Source organism: Paraoerskovia sediminicola (genome assembly GCF_030296575.1).
Classification (GTDB): domain Bacteria; phylum Actinomycetota; class Actinomycetes; order Actinomycetales; family Cellulomonadaceae; genus Paraoerskovia; species Paraoerskovia sediminicola.
Map to the genome: position 1 here is coordinate 2,439,883 of NZ_AP027729.1, position 19,326 is coordinate 2,459,208.

Below are 19,326 nucleotides of genomic sequence, written 5' to 3' on the forward strand. Positions count from 1 at the left end.
TAGGGTGGGATCGTCCGTTGCTTGAGAACTGCACAGTGGACGCGAGCATCTCATCAAAGATGTGAAGTCTTTGGTATCTGCAATTTTGTGTTTTATGTTTTGTGAAGTTTTTAAGGGCACAGGGTGGATGCCTTGGCACTAGGAGCCGAAGAAGGACGTTGTAGCCTGCGATAAGCCTCGGGGAGTTGGCAAACGAACCGTGATCCGAGGATGTCCGAATGGGGGAACCCCGCCACAGTCATGTGTGGTGACCCGCACCTGAATATATAGGGTGTGTGGAGGGAACGTCGGGAAGTGAAACATCTCAGTACCGACAGGAAGAGATATTCCGTGAGTAGTGGCGAGCGAAAGCGGATCAGGCCAAACCGTGCATGTGTTAAAGCTGTCAGGCGTTGCATGTGCGGGGTAGTGGGACCTTCCGGCCCGGACTGACATCCGGGCAAGGAGTAAGAAAGTCGTGTCATAGTCGAAGGGCATTGAAAGGCCCGGCACAGAGGGTGTGACCCCCGTAGACGAAATGGCGTGGCCTCCTGGAAGGGATCCCAAGTAGCACGGGGCCCGAGAAATCCCGTGTGAATCCGTCAAGACCACTTGATAAGCCTAAATACTACCTAGTGACCGATAGCGGACCAGTACCGTGAGGGAAAGGTGAAAAGTACCCCGGGAGGGGAGTGAAATAGTACCTGAAACCGTGTGCCTACAATCCGTTGGAGCCTCCTTAGCAGGGGTGACAGCGTGCCTTTTGAAGAATGAGCCTGCGAGTTAGTGCTCAGTGGCGAGGTTAACCCGTGTGGGGAAGCCGTAGCGAAAGCGAGTCCGAACAGGGCGTATGAGTCGCTGGGTCTAGACCCGAAGCGAAGTGATCTAGCCATGGGCAGGTTGAAGCGTGGGTAAGACCGCGTGGAGGACCGAACCCACTTGGGTTGAAAACCGAGGGGATGACCTGTGGTTAGGGGTGAAAGGCCAATCAAACTTCGTGATAGCTGGTTCTCCCCGAAATGCATTTAGGTGCAGCGTCACGTGTTTCTTACCGGAGGTAGAGCTACTGGATGGCTAATGGGCCCCAACAGGTTACTGACGTCAGCCAAACTCCGAATGCCGGTAAGTGAGAACGTGGCAGTGAGACTGCGGGGGATAAGCTCCGTAGTCGAGAGGGAAACAGCCCAGACCACCAGCTAAGGCCCCTAAGCGTGTGCTAAGTGGGAAAGGATGTGGAGTTGCACAGACAACCAGGAGGTTGGCTTAGAAGCAGCCACCCTTGAAAGAGTGCGTAATAGCTCACTGGTCAAGTGATTCCGCGCCGACAATGTAGCGGGGCTCAAGTACACCGCCGAAGCTGTGGCATTCGCACAAACGCTAGGCCTTCGTGGTCCAGGCGTGCGGATGGGTAGGGGAGCGTCGTGTGGGCAGTGAAGTCGCGGAGGAATCCAGCGGTGGAGCCTACACGAGTGAGAATGCAGGCATGAGTAGCGAAAGACGGGTGAGAAACCCGTCCGCCGAATGATCAAGGGTTCCAGGGCCAGGCTAATCCGCCCTGGGTAAGTCGGGACCTAAGGCGAGGCCGACAGGCGTAGTCGATGGACAAGGAGTTGATATTCTCCTACCGGCGAAGAACCGCCCATACCGAGCCCGGTGATGCTAACCATCCGAACTGCCGCACCGATCCCTTCGGGGATCACCGTGGCAGGGAGCGTGGGACCCGAACCGGTAGTAGGTAAGCGTATTAACAGGAGTGACGCAGGAAGGCAGCCGCACGTGGCGATGGTAGACCACGTCTAAGGCCGTAGGGAGTCGGGTAGGCAAATCCGCCCGACACATATCCTGAGAGCTGACAGTGACCACGTATGTGGGAACGCGGTGATCCTATGCTGCCAAGAAAAGCTTCGACGCGAGGTTCTAGCCGCCCGTACCCCAAACCGACTCAGGTGATCAGGTAGAGAATACTAAGGCGATCGAGCGAATCACGGTTAAGGAACTCGGCAAAATGCCCCCGTAACTTCGGGAGAAGGGGGCCGAAAGCGTGAACCCACTTGCTGGGGAAGCGTGGACGGCCGCAGAGACCAGGGAGAAGCGACTGTTTACTAAAAACACAGGTCCGTGCTAAGACGCAAGTCGATGTATACGGACTGACGCCTGCCCGGTGCTGGAAGGTTAAGAGGACGGGTCAGCCGCAAGGCGAAGCTCAGAATTTAAGCCCCAGTAAACGGCGGTGGTAACTATAACCATCCTAAGGTAGCGAAATTCCTTGTCGGGTAAGTTCCGACCTGCACGAATGGCGTAACGACTTCTCCGCTGTCTCAACCGTGAACTCGGCGAAATTGCAGTACGAGTAAAGATGCTCGTTACGCGCAGCAGGACGGAAAGACCCCGGGACCTTTACTATAGCTTGATATTGGTGTTCGGTGCGGCTTGTGTAGGATAGGTGGGAGACTGTGAAGCGCACGCGCCAGCGTGTGTGGAGTCAACGTTGAAATACCACTCTGGTCGCTCTGGATTCCTAACCTCGGTCCGTGATCCGGATCAGGGACAGTGTCTGGTGGGTAGTTTAACTGGGGCGGTTGCCTCCAAAAATGTAACGGAGGCGCTCAAAGGTTCCCTCAGCCTGGTTGGCAATCAGGTGTCGAGTGCAAGTGCACAAGGGAGCTTGACTGTGAGACTGACAGGTCGAGCAGGGACGAAAGTCGGAACTAGTGATCCGGCGGTGGCTTGTGGAAGCGCCGTCGCTCAACGGATAAAAGGTACCCCGGGGATAACAGGCTGATCTTGCCCAAGAGTCCATATCGACGGCATGGTTTGGCACCTCGATGTCGGCTCGTCGCATCCTGGGGCTGGAGTAGGTCCCAAGGGTTGGGCTGTTCGCCCATTAAAGCGGTACGCGAGCTGGGTTTAGAACGTCGTGAGACAGTTCGGTCCCTATCCGCTGCGCGCGCAGGAAACTTGAGAAGGGCTGTCCCTAGTACGAGAGGACCGGGACGGACGAACCTCTGGTGTGCCAGTTGTTCCGCCAGGAGCACCGCTGGTTGGCTACGTTCGGAAGGGATAACCGCTGAAAGCATCTAAGCGGGAAGCCTGCTTCAAGATGAGGTTTCCACACCCCTCGCGGGTGGAAGGCACCCAGAAGACTACTGGGTCGATAGGCCGGACGTGGAAGACAGGACTAACGACTGTCGCAGCTGACCGGTACTAATCAGCCGACAACTTCACAACCAACAAACATTGCCATGCACGCGTCCACTGTGCGGTTCCCGAGAAACGGGCACCACCCCCCACACACCACACCCCACAGGTGCAGTGTGAAAACAGGGGGCAACCCGACAACTCGATAAAGTTACGGCGGTCACAGCGAAGGGGAAACGCCCGGTCCCATTCCGAACCCGGAAGCTAAGCCCTTCAGCGCCGATGGTACTGCCCTGGGAACGGGGTGGGAGAGTAGGACGCCGCCGGACAACCATTCACCGAAGACCCACCCCACCCGGGGTGGGTCTTCGGCATTCTGCGTCCCCACGAGGAGGTGCGGTCGGCACACCAGAGGGGCACGTAGGATCCTCGACAGCAGTCGGCATCTCCCCGTCGTGCTCCGACGGGCGCCGGAGGCTGCGCCGTCCGAACCACCCTCCCGAGCGAAATGGGTCCCGTGAACGACCAGTCTGAGCAGCCCCGGCCCGCCTCCCAGACCGAGGCGCCTCAGCCCGGGCCCACGTCCGACGAGGTGCAGTCTCCGCCGGCACGCGCCTCGTGGGGCAGCTACCTCCTCAACGCGTTGCGCGGTGGCCTCATGGGGACGGCGGAGACGGTCCCCGGTGTCAGCGGCGGGACCATCGCGCTGATGGTCGGCGTGTACGAGACCGTGCTGAAGTCGGCGGGCCACCTGCTCTCCGGCGTGCGCATGGGGGTCACCGACGTCATCCGGCGCCGCGGCACGGCGCGCGCGGCGGAGCAGCTCCGCCAGGTCGCGTGGGCCGTGGTGATCCCGCTCCTCGTGGGCATGGCTGTTGCCCTGGTCGTCATGTCGAGCCTCATGGAGGGGTGGGTCGAGGAGTACCCGGTGCAGATGCGGGCCCTCTTCTTCGGGCTCGTGCTCGCGTCCCTGTGGGTGCCGTACTCGTTGGCGTCGTCCGCCTCCCGGCGGTCTGGAGACGTCGAGCCGTCGCAGGTCGGGTGGAAGCCGCTGGACTACGCGATCGCGGTCGTAGCGGCCGTCGCGGCCTTCGTGATCGTGAGCCTCCCGGCCGGGGAGGTCGAGCCCGCGCCGCTCGTGATCGTCCTCTCGGCGGCGGTGGCGGTGTCCGCGCTCGTGCTGCCAGGTCTGTCCGGGTCCTTCATCCTCCTGACGATCGGGCTGTACCAGACCACGCTCGGGGCGGTGAACGACCGTGACCTCGGCTACCTCGGGTGGTTCGCGCTCGGCGCGGTCCTGGGCCTGGCGTCCGTGGTCAAGGCGCTGCAGTGGTTGCTCGAGAACCGGCGCCGGGTCACCCTCGTCGTCCTGACCGGGATCATGGCAGGCAGCCTGCGGGCGCTCTGGCCCTGGCAGGACGACGACCGCGCGCTCCAGGCCCCCGGTGACGACCTGTGGACCGCGGTGGCCTTCGGGGTCGGGGGTTCGTCGTCGTCCTGGCGTTCCTGCTCCTCGAGCACCGCATCGTCCGGCGACGCGAGACGTCGGCGGCATAGGTCCGCGCGGGAGGTCCCTCGCCGCGTCCACGTCGCGTCCACGCAGCGTCCACGTCGCGGAGTCCGGCCGTCCGGTGCCGCGCTCGTAGCGCTCGGGGTGTCGTGAGAGCGACGCGGTCGAACCTTTAGACTTGCCGGTATGTCCACCATCTCCCGTGACGAGGTCGCGCGCGTCGCCGCGCTGGCCCGCATCGACCTGCGACCCGACGAGCTCGACCGCCTCGCCGGCGAGCTCGACGTGATCGTCGACTCCGTCGCCCAGGTCAGCGCGGTCGCCACCCCCGACGTGCCCGCGACCAGCCACCCGCTGCCCATGACCAACGTGTACCGCGAGGACGTCCCGGTGCCCGCGCTGCCCGTCGCGGACGTGCTCGCGGCGGCACCCGACGCGCAGGACGGCCGCTTCGCCGTCCCGCAGATCCTGGGGGAGGAGTGATGGTGGACGACCTCACGCGGCTGAGCGCCGCCGAGATGGCCGCGCGCCTCGCAGCCGGCACGGTGACGAGCGTCGAGCTCACGCAGGCGCACCTCGACCGGATCGCCGGCGTCGACGGTGCCGTGCACGCGTTCCTCCACGTCAGCGCGGACGACGCGCTCGCCACGGCGCGCGACGTCGACGCCCGGCGGGCCGCGGGCGAGGACCTCCATCCGCTCGCCGGCGTCCCGATCGCCGTGAAGGACGTCGTCGTCACCAAGGGCATGCCGACGACCGCCGGCTCGAAGATCCTCGAGGGCTGGGTGCCGCCGTACGACGCGACGCTCGTCGAGAAGATCCGCGCGGCGGGCCTGCCGATCCTCGGCAAGACGAACATGGACGAGTTCGCGATGGGCTCGTCGACCGAGCACTCGGCGTACGGGAACACGCACAACCCGTGGGACCTCGACCGGATCCCCGGTGGGTCCGGCGGCGGCTCGGCCGCGGCGGTGGCCGCCTACGAGGCGCCGCTCGCTGTCGGCACCGACACGGGGGCTCGATCCGTCAGCCCGGCGCCGTGACCGGGACCGTCGGCGTCAAGCCGACCTACGGCGGGGTCTCGCGCTACGGGCTGATCGCGCTCGCCTCGTCGCTCGACCAGGCCGGCCCCGTGACGCGGACCGTGCTCGACTCCGCGCTGCTCCACGAGCTCATGGGCGGCCACGACGCCCGGGACTCGACCTCGATCCCCGAGGACCTCCCGCCGCTCGTCGACGCCGCCCGGCGCGGCGCGACCGGGGACCTCACCGGCATGAAGATCGGCGTCGTCACCGAGCTCGACGGCGAGGGCTACCAGGACGGCGTCCGCGCCCGGTTCGCCGAGTCCCTCGACATCCTGCGCGGTCTGGGCGCCGAGATCGTCGAGGTCTCCTGCCCGCACTTCGAGTACGCGCTGGGCGCGTACTACCTGATCCTGCCCAGCGAGGCGTCGAGCAACCTCGCGAAGTTCGACGGCATGCGCTTCGGCCTGCGCGTCGAGCCCGAGGAGGGCCCGGTCACCGCCGAGCGCGTGATGTCCGCGACGCGCGGGCAGGGGTTCGGCGACGAGGTGAAGCGCCGCATCATCCTCGGCACGTACGCGCTCTCGGCCGGCTACTACGACGCCTACTACGGCAGCGCGCAGAAGGTCCGCACGCTCGTGCAGCGTGACTTCGACGCGGCGTTCGAGCAGGTCGACGTGCTGGTCTCCCCGACGGCGCCGACCACCGCGTTCAAGCTGGGGGAGAAGCTCGACGACCCCCTGGCGATGTACCTGAACGACGTCGCGACGATCCCGGCGAACCTCGCCGGCGTCCCCGGGCTCTCGGTCCCGAACGGGGTGTCGGACGACGGCCTGCCCGTCGGGTTCCAGGTCCTCGCCCCCGCGAAGGCCGACGACCGTCTCTACCGTGTCGGAGCCGCTCTCGAGGCGGCGCTGGAGAAGTCCTGGGGCGGCCCGCTGCTCGCGCAGGCCCCCGAGCTGGAGGTTCGGTCGTGAGCACCCGCACCGTCGACCTCGTCGACTACGACGACGCCGTCCGCCGCTACGACCCGGTCCTCGGCATCGAGGTCCACGTCGAGCTGGGCACCGTCACCAAGATGTTCTGCGGCGCCGAGGTCGAGTTCGGCGGTGAGCCCAACACGCAGGTGACCCCGGTGTCCCTGGGGCTCCCGGGCGCGCTGCCCGTCGTGAACCGCACGGCGGTCGAGTCCGCGATCAAGATCGGCCTCGCGCTGAACTGCTCGATCGCCGAGTCCTGCCGGTTCGCCCGGAAGAACTACTTCTACCCGGACAACCCGAAGAACTTCCAGACCTCCCAGTACGACGAGCCGATCGCGTTCGACGGCTACCTGGACGTCGAGCTCGAGGACGGCACCGTGTTCCGCGTGGAGATCGAGCGCGCGCACATGGAGGAGGACGCAGGCAAGAACACGCACGTCGGCGGGGCCGGCGGGCGCATCAGCGGTGCCGAGTACTCGCTGGTCGACTACAACCGCGCCGGGATCCCGCTCGTCGAGATCGTGACGCGCCCGATCGAGGGCGTCGGCGAGCGTGCGCCCGAGATCGCGCGCGCCTACGTCAAGACCCTGCGCGACATCTTCCGGGCGCTCGACGTCTCCGAGGCGCGGATGGAGCGCGGGAACGTCCGCGCGGACGTGAACCTGTCGCTGCGGGCGACCCCCGAGTCCCCGCTCGGCACCCGGACCGAGACGAAGAACGTCAACTCGTTCAGGTCGGTGGAGCGCGCGGTGCGCTACGAGGTCTCCCGCCAGGCAGCCCTGCTGGACGCGGGCGACGCCGTCGTCCAGGAGACGCGCCACTGGCACGAGGACCGCGGCGTCACGAGCTCGGGTCGCGTGAAGTCCGACGCGGAGGACTACCGCTACTTCCCGGAGCCCGACCTGGTCCCGGTCGCCCCGGCGCGGTCCTGGGTCGAGTCGCTGCGCGCGGCACAGCCCGAGCTGCCCGTCGAGCGGCGCCGCCGCCTCCAGGGCGAGTGGGGCTACGCGGACGCCGAGATGCGCGACGTCGTGAACGCCGACGCGATCGACATCATCGAGGCGACGGTCGCCGCCGGGTCGAGTCCCGCAGGCGCCCGCAAGTGGTGGATGGGCGAGCTCGCGCGCCGCGCGAAGTCCGCCGAGGTCGAGCTCGCGGAGCTCCCGGTGACCCCCGGGCAGGTCGCGCAGCTCCAGGGGCTCGTCGACTCCGGTCGCATCAACGACAAGCTCGCGCGACAGGCCCTCGAAGGCGTGCTCGCGGGCGAGGGCGACCCCGAGCAGGTCGTCGTCGCGCGCGGGCTCGAGGTCGTGTCGGACGACGGCCCGCTCCTCGAGGCGATCGACGCCGCGCTCGCCGCGCAGCCCGACATCGCCGAGAAGATCCGGTCCGGGAACCTCGGGCCGGTCGGCGCGATCATCGGCGCCGTCATGAAGGCGACCCGCGGGCAGGCGGACGCGGGGCGCGTCCGGGAGCTCGTGATCGAGCGGACGAGCGCGTGACGGGCGGGTCGCTGTGACTCGGGGCCCGGTCGTCCAGGGCGAGATGATGCGCCTGCGGCCGACCGAGGCGCGGGACGCCGACCGGATGTGGGAGTCCGTCCAGGACACCGAGGCGATGCACCAGATCGGCAAGACCGAGGTCTACACCCGCGACGAGATCGACGTCTGGTGCGCGGAGGTCTCCGACCGGCCCGGCCGCTACGACTGGGCGATCACGCCCGGTGCGGTGCGGGACGGCGAGATCGTCAGCGACGAGATGATCGGTGAGATCGTCCTCGACGGGATCGACCCGGACAAGCGGTCCGCGACGCTGCACATGCTGATGCTCCCGAACTACCGCGGTCGCGGCTACGGGAGCGAGGCGATCTTCGAGGTGCTGCGGTTCGCCTTCGACGCCGAGGCGGACGGCCCGGCGCTGCACCGGGTCGAGATCGACGTGCTCGACCTCAACCCGCGCGCCCACATGCTCTACGAGAGCCTCGGGTTCCGGGTCGAGGGGCGCAAGCGCGACGCGTACCGCGACGGCGACGGGTTCTGCGACGCGATCGTCATGAGCATCCTCGAGGACGAGTTCCGCGCGGGGCTCTGACCGGGGGACGCGTCAGCCGCGTCCGCGGTGCAGGTCGTCGAGCGTCGCTCGGCGCTCGACCGCGTGGTCGACGACCCGCTCCGGGTACGAGTCGTCGCTCGCGAAGAGGCTCGGCCCGACCTTCCACGGCTCGTGGGCCGCGGTGCCGTCTAGGTGCCGCAGCTCGGGCACCCAGCGCCGCACGTACTCGCCGTCCGGGTCGAACCGCAGACCCTGCGTGACGGGGTTGAAGACCCGGAAGTAGGGCGCGGCGTCCCGCCCGGTCCCGGCGACCCACTGCCAGTTCAGCTGGTTCTGGGCGATGTCGCCGTCCACGAGGTGCGCCATGAAGTGCTCGGCGCCGCGCTGCCAGCGCACGTGCAGGTCCTTCACGAGGAACGACGCGACGACCATGCGGACCCGGTTGTGCATCCAGCCCGTCGCGACGAGCTGCCGCATGCCGGCGTCCACGAGCGGGTAGCCGGTCCGCCCCGCGGCCCAGACCGCGAGCCGCTCCTCCTCGTCCGTGCCGGTCGCCCACGCGTCGTCGGGCAGCACCGCACGCAGCGAGCGCGCGGTCGCCGACGGGTGGTGGTGCAGCACGTCGGCGTGGAAGTCGCGCCAGGCGAGCTGGGAGCGAAACGTCGCTACGTCGTCCGACGACGGCGCGCCCGACCCGCGGCCCGCCGACCGCCCGACCTCCGCGAGGTCGGCGAGCAGCGTCCGCGGGTGGATCTCGCCCCACCGCAGGTGGACCGACAGGCGCGAGGTGTCGTCGTGGGCGGGGAGGTCACGGCCGCTCGCGTAGCCGGCGAGACCGTCGTCGAGGAACTCCCGCCACCGGGCGCGGGCCGCCGCCTCACCTGCCTCGGGCAGGTCCGCACCCGTCTCGGGAGCGTCCGGGACGCCGTCCGACGGCAGCGTCGCCCACGGGACCGAACGCGGGTGCGGGGCCGGGTCCCGCCACCCGTGGTCGAGCCACGCGCCGCGGAACGGCGTGAAGACCTGGTAGGGCTCGCCGTCCGCCTTGCGGACGCGGCCGGGGGAGACCGCGTACGGCGAGCCGATGGACCGCAGGGACGCGCCGTCCGCGGCGAGGGCGCTCTCCGTGGCGCGGTCCCGACGTCGCCCGTACGGTTCGTGGCTCGCGGAGACGTGGACCTCGCGCGCCCCGACCTCCCGGGCGACGGCCGGGACCACGTCGACCGCGTCCCCGTGCCGGACGACGAGGCGACCTCCCACGGACCGGTCCAGCGCGCGCAGGCTCGCCGCGAGATAGGCCAGCCGGTTCGCCCCGGCCGTGCGCCAGAGGGCGGGGTCGATCACGTAGAGCGGGACGACGTCGGAGCCGTCGGCGCGCGCGGCCTCGACCGCGGCGACCAGCGCGGGGTGGTCCGCGAGGCGCAGGTCGCGGCGGAACCAGCAGATCGACGTCGGCACGGCGCCACGGTAGTTCGCCGTGCCGGTCGCCGCAGCGGGGCACTGGTGCCAGAGTTTCCCCATGAGCAGCGACGACGGCGTGGACCGCACCGCCGGTCCATCCCCGGTGGCCGAGCCCGAGGGCGCTCCCGCCGGCGACCACCTGCCCGGGGAGCGCGCCTTCTTCGGTCACCCGCGCGGCCTGATGACGCTCTTCACCACCGAGATGTGGGAGCGGTTCAGCTACTACGGCATGCGCGCGATCCTGCTGTACTACCTGACGGACACCGTCCTCAACGGCGGCCTCGGCTTCGACGAGGTCACCGGGGAGGCGTTCGTCGCGATCTACGGGACCTCGGTCTACCTGCTCTCCGTGGTCGGCGGCTGGATGGCCGACCGCGTGATCGGCGCCCGGCGCTCCGTCCTCTACGGCGGCGTCATCATCACCGCGGGGCACGTCGCCCTCTCCGTGCCCGGGATCGGGTTCTCGATGACCGGGATCGCGCTCGTGGCGCTCGGCACCGGGCTGCTCAAGCCCAACGTCTCCTCGATGGTCGGCGAGCTGTACGCCCGCGACGACGACCGCCGCGACTCCGCGTTCTCGATCTTCTACATGGGGATCAACATCGGCTCGCTCGCGGCACCGTTCCTCGTCGGGGCCGCCGAGGAGTGGGGCGGCTACCACGCGGGCTTCTCCGTCGCCGCGTTCGGGATGGCGTTCGCGCTCGTCTTCTTCGTGGTCGGGCGCAAGTACCTCGGCGCCGCCGGGGCGGCCGTCCCGAACCCGATCCGACCCGAGGAGAAGCCCGCGCTCGTGCGGCTCGGGCTCCTGGTGCTCGGCGGCATCGCCGTCACCATGCTGATCGCCGTCTGGATCGAGGGCGGCTGGGACATCGACGCGTTCATCGACGGGACCTCGTACCTGGCGCTCGCGGTCCCGATCGTGATGTTCGTCGTGATGTTCCGGTCCGACCGGGTCGACGCGGTCGAGCGGGCCCGGTTGCGGGCGTACATCCCGCTCTTCGTCGCCGCGATGTTCTTCTGGATGATCTTCGAGCAGGCCGCGACGACCCTCGCCACGTTCGCGAAGGACCGCACCGACCTGGACGTCCTCGGCTTCCAGATCAGCCCGGCATTCTTCCAGTCCGCGAACCCCCTGTTCATCGTCGCTCTCGCACCCGTCTTCGCGTGGATCTGGCAGCGGACCCACGACCGCCCGCCGACGGCCTACAAGTTCGTGCTGGGGCTCGCGATCGCCGCGTCGTCGTTCCTGTTCCTCTCGGCCGCGTCGGCCGTGGTCGGCGACGACAAGGCGCCTGCGTGGGTCCTCATCACCGTCTACCTGATCCAGACGATCGGCGAGCTCTGCCTCTCCCCGGTGGGGCTCGCGGCGACGACGCTGCTCGCGCCCAAGGCGTTCCGCGCGCAGGCCATGGCGATCTGGTTCCTCGCGTCCGCCGCCGGGCAGGCGATCACCGCGCAGACCATCAAGGCGACCGAGGGGGTCTCGGACACCGCGTACTTCGGCGGGATCGGCGCGGTCGCGATGCTGGTGGCGCTCGGGCTCCTGGCCCTCGCGCCGTGGGTCACCCGGACGATCGCGCACGCGAACGAGATGGCGGGCCGCTCGGGCGACTGAACCGCCGGCCGTCAGCCCGGCGAGCGGTCCGACGGGAGCGCCGCCCACCAGGCGGAACCGGGGCCGACCGCTCGGTAGGCGGACGTATCCTGGCGCCCACTCGACGCACCGCCCTGAAGGAGCTGACCCATGAGCCGCCCCCTGCGCTCCCGGACGTCCACCCACGGCCGCAACATGTCCGGCGCTCGTGCCCTCTGGCGCGCGACCGGCATGGGGTCCGAGGACTTCGGCAAGCCGATCGTCGCGATCGCGAACTCGTACACGCAGTTCGTCCCGGGGCACGTCCACCTGAAGGACATGGGCGACCTGGTCGCCTCCGCGATCCGCGAGGCGGGTGGCGTCTCGAAGGAGTTCAACACCATCGCGGTGGACGACGGGATCGCGATGGGCCACGCGGGCATGCTCTACTCCCTCCCGAGCCGCGACATCATCGCCGACTCGGTCGAGTACATGGTCAACGCCCACTGCGCCGACGCGCTCGTCTGCATCTCCAACTGTGACAAGATCACGCCGGGCATGCTCAACGCCGCGATGCGGCTCAACATCCCCGTCGTGTTCGTCTCCGGCGGGCCGATGGAGGCCGGCAAGGCCGTGGTGGCGGACGGCGTCGCGTCCACGCCGCTGAACCTCGTCAACGCGATCAACTACGCGGCCGACGACGCCGTGAGCGACGACGCGCTCGCCCAGGTCGAGGAGAACGCGTGCCCCACGTGCGGCTCGTGCTCCGGGATGTTCACGGCGAACTCGATGAACTGCCTCACCGAGGCGCTCGGCCTGTCGCTGCCCGGCAACGGGTCGACCCTCGCGACGCACGCGGCCCGCAAGGAGCTGTTCCTCGAGGCCGGACGCACCGTCGTCGACCTCGCCCGCCGGTACTACGACGACGAGGACGACTCCGCCGCGCCCCGCGGCATCGCGACCCGTGCGGCGTTCTCCAACGCCATGGCGCTCGACGTGGCGATGGGCGGCTCGACCAACACCGTCCTGCACGTCCTCGCCGCCGCGCAGGAGGGCGAGGTCGACTTCGACCTCACCGACATCGAGGCCATCAGCCGCCGGGTGCCGTGCCTGTCCAAGGTCGCGCCGAACCACCCGCGGTTCCACATGGAGGACGTGCACCGGGCGGGCGGCATCCCCGCCCTGCTCGGGGAGCTGGACCGCGGCGGGCTGCTCGACCACGACGTGACCTCCGTGCACACCCCGACCCTGCGCGCGTGGCTCGACGACTGGGACGTGCGGGGCGGCAAGGCCACCGAGCGAGCCGTCGAGCTGTTCCACGCCGCGCCCGGCGGGGTCCGCACCACGCAGGCCTTCTCGACCTCCAACCGGTGGGACCACCTCGACACGGACGCGGCCGAGGGCTGCATCCACGACGTGGAGCACGCCTACACCGTCGAGGGCGGCCTCGCCGTGCTGCGCGGCAACCTCGCCGAGGACGGAGCGGTCTTCAAGACCGCGGGGGTGGACCCCGACGTCTTCCACTTCGTGGGGCGCGCGCTCGTCTGCGAGTCGCAGGACGAGGCGGTCGAGAAGATCCTCACGAAGCAGGTCGAGCCGGGCCACGTCGTCGTCGTCCGCTACGAGGGCCCCGCGGGCGGGCCCGGCATGCAGGAGATGCTCTACCCGACCTCGTTCATCAAGGGTCGCGGGCTCGGCAAGGTCTGCGCACTCATCACCGACGGCCGCTTCTCCGGCGGGTCGAGCGGCATCTCCGTCGGTCACGTCTCCCCGGAGGCCGCCGCAGGCGGGACGATCGGCCTCATCGAGGACGGCGACGAGATCGAGATCGACGTCGACACCCGACTCATCCGGCTCAACGTCCCCGACGACGTCATCGCGGAGCGGCGCGCCAAGATGGAGGCGTCGGAGCGCCCGTGGCAGCCCGTCGACCGGGACCGCTACGTCTCGCCGGCCCTCCAGGCGTACGCCGCGATGGCGACCTCCGCGGACCGCGGTGCCGTGCGCGACGTCTCGCTCATCGCACGGCGCTGACGTCGCGCCGTCGACCGCTCCCCGGCGAGCCTCGCCTCGACGCTCGACCCGACGCTCACCTCGGACTCGCATGGCCCGACCGGCCCGACCGGTCGTAGTGTCGGCCCATGAGCACCCCTGACATCAAGCCCAGGTCCCGGCAGGTCACGGACGGACTCGAGGCGACGGCGTCGCGCGGCATGCTGCGCGGCGTCGGCCTCGGCGACGAGGACTTCGCCAAGCCGCAGATCGGCGTCGCGAGCTCCTGGAACGAGATCACCCCCTGCAACCTGTCGCTCGACCGCCTCGCGCAGGCGGCCAAGGACGGGGTGCACGCGAACGGCGGCTACCCGCTGGAGTTCGGCACGATCTCGGTCTCGGACGGCATCTCGATGGGTCACGAGGGCATGCACTTCTCGCTCGTGAGCCGCGACGTCATCGCCGACTCCGTGGAGACGGTCATGCAGGCCGAGCGCCTCGACGGGTCCGTGCTGCTCGCGGGCTGCGACAAGTCGCTGCCGGGGATGCTCATGGCGGCCGCTCGCCTCGACCTCGCGTCGGTGTTCATGTACGCGGGCACGATCGCCCCGGGCTGGGCGAAGCTCTCGGACGGCAGCGAGAAGGAGGTCACGCTCATCGACGCCTTCGAGGCGGTCGGGGCGTGCCACGCAGGGACCATGAGCCGCGAGGACGTGACCGCCATCGAGAAGGCCGTGTGCCCCGGCGAGGGCGCCTGCGGCGGCATGTACACCGCGAACACGATGGCCTGTGCTGCCGAGGCGATGGGCATGTCCCTGCCCGGCTCGGCCTCGCCGCCGTCGGCGGACCGCCGCCGTGACGCGTGGGCGAAGCGCTCGGGCGAGGCCGTCGTCGAGCTGCTGCGCCGTGGGATCACCGCGCGCGACATCATGACCAAGGAGGCGTTCGAGAACGCGATCGCCGTGACGATGGCGTTCGGCGGGTCGACCAACGCCGTGCTCCACCTGCTCGCGATCGCCAACGAGGCCGAGGTGGAGCTGACCCTCGACGACTTCGACCGGGTCGCGGCGCGCGTGCCGCACCTCGGCAACCTCAAGCCGTTCGGCCAGTACGTGATGGCCGACGTCGACCGGATCGGCGGCGTGCCCGTCGTGATGAAGGCGCTCCTCGACGCCGGGCTCATCCACGGGGACTGCCTGACGGTCAGTGGCCGCACCGTCGCCGAGAACCTCGCCGACATCGCGCCTCCCGACCCGGACGGCAAGATCCTGCGCGCTCTCTCGGACCCGATCCACGCGACCGGCGGCATCACGATCCTCCACGGGTCGCTCGCGCCCGACGGCGCGGTCGTGAAGTCCGCGGGCTTCGACACCGACGTCTTCGACGGCACGGCGCGCGTCTTCGACCGGGAGCGGGCGGCGCTCGACGCGCTCGCGGACGGCACCATCACCCACGGGGACGCCGTCGTCATCCGCTACGAGGGCCCCAAGGGCGGCCCGGGCATGCGCGAGATGCTGGCGATCACCGGCGCGATCAAGGGCGCGGGGCTCGGCAAGACCGTGCTCCTGCTCACGGACGGCCGGTTCTCCGGGGGGACCACCGGCCTGTGCGTCGGTCATGTCGCGCCCGAGGCGGTGGACGGCGGCCCCATCGCGTTCCTGAAGGACGGCGACCCGATCCGCCTGGACGTCGCGAACAAGACGCTGGACGTGCTCGTGGACCCGGCCGAGCTCGCCGCGCGCCGGACCGACGACTGGGAGCCGCTGAGCCACAAGTACACGCGCGGTGTCCTCGCGAAGTACACGAAGCTCGTGCAGTCGGCGTCGACGGGGGCCGTCCTGATCTGACCCGCGTCCGGCCGGCGAGACATGTCCTCCGCGGTCGGGAGCGGGCAGGGAGGATGGCGTCATGGCGACCGTCCACGAGTGCATCGACCCCACGATCCGCGCGTTCGTCGAGGCGCAGCACCTGTTCTTCGTCGCGACGGCGCCCAGCGGGTCGACGGGGCACGTCAACGTCTCACCCAAGGGGATCGCCGGGTCGTTCCTCGTGATCGACGAGCGCACCGTGGCCTACGTCGACATCACCGCGAGCGGGGCCGAGACGGTGGCGCACCTGCGTGAGAACGGGCGCATCACCCTGATGTTCTGCGCGTTCGAGGGCGCGCCGAACATCGTCCGGCTGCACGGGACAGGACGCGTCGTGTCGTTGTACGACGACGAGTTCGAGGGCCTCGTCGGCCGGTTCGCCGAGCGGCGCGGTGCCCGCGCGGTGATCGTGGTCTCGGTCGACAGGGTCTCCGACTCGTGCGGGTACGGCGTCCCGCGGTTCGACCACGTCGGCGAGCGCGAGCTGCTCCCGCAGTTCATGGACCGCAAGGGCCCGGACGGTCAGGCCGACTACCGGCGCCGCAAGAACCGGGTCAGCCTCGACGGCAGGCCCGCGTTCGACGACGACCCGGTCTGAGGCCGACGACCGCGGGTGCGAGCCCGTCCGGAGGCCGCCATTGTGGGTCGATGGACACCACGATGACGGCTGAGGAGTTCCACTCGCGCGAGGGCACGGCCGAGTGGCGTGTGGGCCTCGGCCACGCGCAGACCGTGTTCCGGACCGGCAGCTTCGCGACGGGCGTGGCGCTCGTCGACCGGATCGGGGAGATCGCCGACCGGGCGGGCCACCACCCCGACGTGGACCTGCGGTACCCGACCGTGATCGTGCGCGTCACGACCCACGACGCGGGCGGTCTGACGGCGAAGGACGTCGACCTCGTGCGGGAGGTCTCCGCGGCGGCGGCCGAGCTCGGTGTGCAGGCGGAGCCGGCCTCGATCCAGCAGCTCGAGATCGCCGTCGACGTCCTGGACCGGGACGCGGTGCTGCCGTTCTGGCGTGCGGTCCTCGCCTACGACCGGTTCGACGGCGACGGGTACGAGGACGTCGAGCTGCGCGACCCGGCGGGCAGGGGCCCGACGATCTGGTTCCAGCAGATGGACGAGCCCCGTCCCCAGCGCAACCGGATCCACCTCGACGTCACGGTGGCACCGGAGCACGCGCGCGAGCGCGTCGACGCCGCGGTCGCGGCCGGCGGGGTGCTCCTCTCGGACGGCGCCGCGCCCTCGTTCTGGATCCTGGCCGACGCCGAGGGCAACGAGGTGTGCGTCTGCACGAGCCTGGGACGCGCCTGACCCGCTGTCCACAGGTCGGCGCGGGGCGCCGTCCGACGTGCCCGGGACCGGCTAAGGTCAGCGCGACGAGCAGGACCGGGCGGGGCGGACACAGGGGTCTGAGCAAGTGGCGACGGTACGCGAGCTGAGTGACGAGACAGATTCCGCGATCTCCACGCGCGGTCTGCGCAAGACCTTCCGGAGCGTGCGGGGGCGCTCGGTCGGCGTCGACGGGCTCGACCTCGACGTTCCGGTAGGCGGGGTCCACGGATTCCTCGGGCCCAACGGGTCCGGCAAGACCACCACGATCCGCATGCTGCTCGGCCTGGCCCGTCCCGACTCCGGCACGATGCGGATCTTCGGGCACGAGGTCCCCGGAGCGCTCCCTCTCGTCGTCGGGCGGGTCGGCGCGATCGTCGAGCAGCCCAAGTTCTTCCCGTCCTTCACCGGTCGCCGCAACCTGGAGCTCCTCGCGGGCGCGATCGGCGCCGAGGACCGCATGGTGGGCACGGTGCTCGCCGAGGTGGGGCTCTCGGAGCGCTCGCGCGACCGGTACCGCGGCTACTCGCTCGGCATGAAGCAGCGCCTGGCGATCGCGGCGACGCTGCTCAAGGACCCGGACCTGCTGATCTTCGACGAGCCGACGAACGGGCTCGACCCGGCCGGGATCCGTGAGATCCGCGAGACCATGCGCGGGCTCGGGGAGCGGGGCAAGACCGTCCTGGTGTCCAGCCACATCCTCGCGGAGGTCGCGCAGGTCGCCGACACCGTGTCGATCATCGGGCGGGGCCGCCTGCTGGCGCAGGGCTCGGTCGACGAGATCGTCGGGCGGCAGTCGGGCAGCGTCGTCCGTGTCGGGATCGAGGCTCCGGACCGAGCCGTCGAGGTGCTGCGGGCCGCCGGACTGACCGCACGGGTCGACGCCGGCGTGGTCCTGGTCGACGGCGTGGAGGACGCGTCCGAGGTCACCCGGGTCCTCGCCGGCAGCGGACTCTTCGTGCGGGACCTCACGACCCTCCGCGCGGACCTCGAGTCGGTGTTCCTCGAGCTCACCGCCGGTGAGCGTCCGGGCGGTTTCGTGCCCGACGACGGACCCGGGTCCGGTGCCGACGGTTCCGCCGCGAGAGGCCCGGGTGCCGCGGAGCCCGCCCCGCTGACCGGGTCGCTCAAGGCGGTCTCCAAGCACGGTCGCCACCAGGGAGGGGTGTCCTGATGCGGCTCCTGCGCGTCGAGCTGCTGCGGTTCCGGTCGCGCGCCCTGATCCGGTGGGGTGCAGCGGGAGCGGTGCTGATCGGGCTCCTCTTCGTCTTCGGCGCCTATCAGTCCTCCGCCCCCGTACCCCAGGCCGAGATCGACGCGGCCCGCGCCGACTACGACGAGGCGGTCGCGGACTGGGAGGAGAACGGCGCGGAGTACACCGCGGAGTGCGAGGAGGAGGAGGCCGCCGAGAAGGAGAACGACCCGACGGTCGACTTCGGCTGCGAGGACGGTGGCCCGGGGGAGTGGTCCGACTGGATCGGCGGGACGAGCAGCTTCTCGGACGTGGGGCTCGAGCTCGTGGACGTGGCGGGTGTCGTCTACCTGATGGTCGCGCTGGTCCTCGGCGTGACCTTCTCCGCGGCGGAGATGAGCACGGGCGCGATCAGCAGCTGGCTGACGTTCGAGCCGCGACGTCGCCGGGTCTACTGGTCCAAGCTCGCCGCTGCCGCGATCGGGGTGCTCCCGATCGTCGCGGTGGCGCTCGGCGTGGTCGTGGGCGGTGCATGGCTGGCCTTCACGCTCAACGACGCGCAAGGGTCCATGACCACCGGGGCCTGGGCGGGCCTGGCGTGGGTCCTCGCCCGCACGCTCCTCGGTGCGGCGGCGTTCGCCGCCCTCGGGGTCGCACTGGGGGTGCTGACCCGGAGCACGGCCGGGGCGCTCGGGCTCGTGTTCGCCTGGCTCGTGGTCGTCGAGATGATCTTCGGCACGATGGAGTTCTTCGGCGGTCTCAAGCGCTTCCTCCTCGCCGTGAACACCCAGGCCTGGGTGTCCGGGCGGGCCACCTACTACACCGAGACCTGCGTCGCGTCGGACGACAGGGGGATCGACTGCACCTACGCCGAGCATGTCGTGCCCATGACCCAGGGCGGTCTGGTGCTGGCCGTCCTGGTGGTCGTGGTCTGCGTGACGGCCGCCGTGACCTTCCGCCGGAGGGATATCGCCTGACGGTCCGCTGTCTCACCCCTTGGGACGATCGGCCCGAGGGGTGACACCCCTGGATCGCGGGCGTAGTGTGCGAACCGTGCAGACGATCATTCTCGTAGTACTTCCTGAGCGCGCCGGCTGAGGCCAAGCCCTTCAGGCCCCGTCAGCGCGCTCACCCCGAAGAACCCGACGTCAGGGTTCGCGGGGTTTTTTCATGTCAGCGCGATGGCGGAGAATGACGGGGGTCGCCCGCACGAACCGCACGACAGTG

12 protein-coding genes, 2 rRNA genes and 1 pseudogene are annotated in these 19,326 nt (G+C 69.4%); 14 read left to right on the forward strand and 1 reads right to left on the reverse strand.

From position 1 onward, the window contains the following. Window positions 1–100 precede the first annotated feature (100 nt). From QUE47_RS11280 to QUE47_RS11310, 7 genes and pseudogenes are all read left to right on the forward strand, one after another. Window positions 101–3,207: ribosomal RNA gene (locus QUE47_RS11280) — 23S ribosomal RNA — on the forward strand. Between the two features lie 122 nt (window positions 3,208–3,329). Next, window positions 3,330–3,446 (forward strand): 5S ribosomal RNA (rrf, locus tag QUE47_RS11285). A 188-nt stretch (window positions 3,447–3,634) separates the two neighbouring features. Continuing rightward, window positions 3,635–4,780, forward strand: a complete 1,146-nt coding sequence (locus tag QUE47_RS11290) for a DUF368 domain-containing protein (RefSeq protein ID WP_286217364.1) — start codon at window positions 3,635–3,637, stop codon at window positions 4,778–4,780. Between the two features lie 33 nt (window positions 4,781–4,813). Further along, window positions 4,814–5,110, forward strand: coding sequence for an Asp-tRNA(Asn)/Glu-tRNA(Gln) amidotransferase subunit GatC (gene gatC, locus QUE47_RS11295; RefSeq protein ID WP_286217365.1), 297 nt, complete (start codon window positions 4,814–4,816; stop codon window positions 5,108–5,110). Next, a pseudogene (gene gatA, locus QUE47_RS11300) lies at window positions 5,110–6,626 on the forward strand (Asp-tRNA(Asn)/Glu-tRNA(Gln) amidotransferase subunit GatA). The gene gatC and the pseudogene gatA overlap by 1 nt, the downstream one beginning before the upstream one ends. After that, complete coding sequence (gatB, locus tag QUE47_RS11305) at window positions 6,623–8,131, forward strand: Asp-tRNA(Asn)/Glu-tRNA(Gln) amidotransferase subunit GatB (RefSeq protein ID WP_286217366.1); 1,509 nt, start codon at window positions 6,623–6,625, stop codon at window positions 8,129–8,131. The pseudogene gatA and the gene gatB overlap by 4 nt, the downstream one beginning before the upstream one ends. A 13-nt stretch (window positions 8,132–8,144) precedes the next feature. Next, window positions 8,145–8,720, forward strand: a complete 576-nt coding sequence (locus QUE47_RS11310; RefSeq protein ID WP_286217367.1) for a GNAT family N-acetyltransferase — start codon at window positions 8,145–8,147, stop codon at window positions 8,718–8,720. A gap of 12 nt (window positions 8,721–8,732) precedes the next feature. Here QUE47_RS11310 and QUE47_RS11315 read toward each other — a convergent pair whose 3' ends face one another. Then, a complete protein-coding gene (locus QUE47_RS11315; protein ID WP_286219485.1) occupies window positions 8,733–10,139 on the reverse strand; it encodes a cryptochrome/photolyase family protein in 1,407 nt (468 codons plus the stop codon). A gap of 61 nt (window positions 10,140–10,200) precedes the next feature. Here QUE47_RS11315 and QUE47_RS11320 point away from each other — a divergent pair, with 61 nt between their 5' ends. From QUE47_RS11320 to QUE47_RS11350, 7 genes are all read left to right on the forward strand, one after another. Continuing rightward, window positions 10,201–11,757, forward strand: a complete 1,557-nt coding sequence (locus QUE47_RS11320; RefSeq protein ID WP_286217368.1) for a peptide MFS transporter — start codon at window positions 10,201–10,203, stop codon at window positions 11,755–11,757. A 129-nt stretch (window positions 11,758–11,886) separates the two neighbouring features. Next, complete coding sequence (ilvD, locus tag QUE47_RS11325) at window positions 11,887–13,749, forward strand: dihydroxy-acid dehydratase (protein ID WP_286217369.1); 1,863 nt, start codon at window positions 11,887–11,889, stop codon at window positions 13,747–13,749. Between the two features lie 107 nt (window positions 13,750–13,856). Next, the gene (ilvD, locus tag QUE47_RS11330) at window positions 13,857–15,554 is read left to right on the forward strand and encodes a dihydroxy-acid dehydratase (protein WP_286217370.1); all 1,698 of its coding nucleotides are present in this window, start codon (window positions 13,857–13,859) and stop codon (window positions 15,552–15,554) included. A gap of 61 nt (window positions 15,555–15,615) precedes the next feature. After that, window positions 15,616–16,173 carry a pyridoxamine 5'-phosphate oxidase family protein gene (locus tag QUE47_RS11335; protein ID WP_286217371.1) on the forward strand — a complete coding sequence of 186 codons (558 nt, stop codon included), beginning with the start codon at window positions 15,616–15,618 and terminating at the stop codon, window positions 16,171–16,173. Window positions 16,174–16,223: 50 nt separating this feature from the next. Next, entirely contained in the window at window positions 16,224–16,889 is a 666-nt protein-coding gene (locus QUE47_RS11340) for a 4a-hydroxytetrahydrobiopterin dehydratase (RefSeq protein WP_286217372.1), read from the forward strand. 184 nt (window positions 16,890–17,073) lie between these two features. After that, window positions 17,074–18,081, forward strand: a complete 1,008-nt coding sequence (locus QUE47_RS11345) for an ABC transporter ATP-binding protein (RefSeq protein WP_286217373.1) — start codon at window positions 17,074–17,076, stop codon at window positions 18,079–18,081. Next, window positions 18,081–19,076 carry a DUF2705 family protein gene (locus QUE47_RS11350; RefSeq protein WP_286217374.1) on the forward strand — a complete coding sequence of 332 codons (996 nt, stop codon included), beginning with the start codon at window positions 18,081–18,083 and terminating at the stop codon, window positions 19,074–19,076. Before QUE47_RS11345 ends, QUE47_RS11350 begins: the two co-directional genes overlap by 1 nt. Window positions 19,077–19,326 lie beyond the last annotated feature (250 nt).

Coding starts and splice junctions, on each gene's coding strand:
- gatC (WP_286217365.1), top strand. CDS start 4,814: ATGTCCACCATCTCCCGTGACGAGGTCGCGCGCGTCGCCGCGCTGGCC.
- QUE47_RS11320 (WP_286217368.1), top strand. CDS start 10,201: ATGAGCAGCGACGACGGCGTGGACCGCACCGCCGGTCCATCCCCGGTG.
- ilvD (WP_286217369.1), top strand. CDS start 11,887: ATGAGCCGCCCCCTGCGCTCCCGGACGTCCACCCACGGCCGCAACATG.
- ilvD (WP_286217370.1), top strand. CDS start 13,857: ATGAGCACCCCTGACATCAAGCCCAGGTCCCGGCAGGTCACGGACGGA.
- QUE47_RS11335 (WP_286217371.1), top strand. CDS start 15,616: ATGGCGACCGTCCACGAGTGCATCGACCCCACGATCCGCGCGTTCGTC.
- QUE47_RS11340 (WP_286217372.1), top strand. CDS start 16,224: ATGGACACCACGATGACGGCTGAGGAGTTCCACTCGCGCGAGGGCACG.
- QUE47_RS11350 (WP_286217374.1), top strand. CDS start 18,081: ATGCGGCTCCTGCGCGTCGAGCTGCTGCGGTTCCGGTCGCGCGCCCTG.